The sequence below is a fragment of the Candidatus Symbiopectobacterium sp. NZEC135 genome (genome assembly GCF_025962695.1).
On sequence record NZ_JAGFPF010001329.1, the window covers coordinates 1 to 593 of the forward strand.

Sequence of the window (593 nt, forward strand, 5' to 3'; positions counted from 1 at the left end):
AGCAAAAGATTGGCAAGCTGCGTTTCGAAGCGCAAACCGATCCCATGACCGGCCTGTACAACCGCCGCGGACTGGATACCATTCTGAAGTATTGGCAGACCCTGCACCGGGATTTCGCCATTATCGCGCTGGACATCGACCATTTTAAACGGGTTAACGACACCTTCGGTCATGACACGGGGGATGCGGTCATCACGTTTATCGCAGAACAGTTAAGAACCGGTTCTCGCGACAGCGATATTTTGTGCCGCAGCGGCGGCGAGGAATTTTTAGTGCTGCTCCCGGAAACGTCGCAGGATATTGCCGAGCAGATCGCCGAACGGTTGCGCACCAGCACGGAGGCAATGGCATCGCCTGCGGGTAACATCACCATTTCACTGGGTGTTTCCCTGTGGCGCGCGGACAAGAACGGCGATTTTACCATCGACCAGGCGCTCAAGCTGGCCGATAAGGCGCTCTATCGCGCCAAGCAGGAAGGCCGTAATCGTGTGGTGCTGGCTCCGGGTGCTTGAAGATAGCGGGTGTGAAGATAACACTAGACTATAACTGTATATATAACCATACTTAATACTTCTCTCTTGGCTGAGGTATTC

The 593-nt window shown here is 54.0% G+C and carries 1 protein-coding gene; it reads left to right on the top strand.

Translation table 11 applies throughout. The features are described from left to right. Positions 1-512: GGDEF domain-containing protein (locus tag J5224_RS34100; RefSeq protein ID WP_264629276.1), on the top strand; the 512-nt coding region annotated here is incomplete at its 5' end. Positions 513-593: the final 81 nt, after the last annotated feature.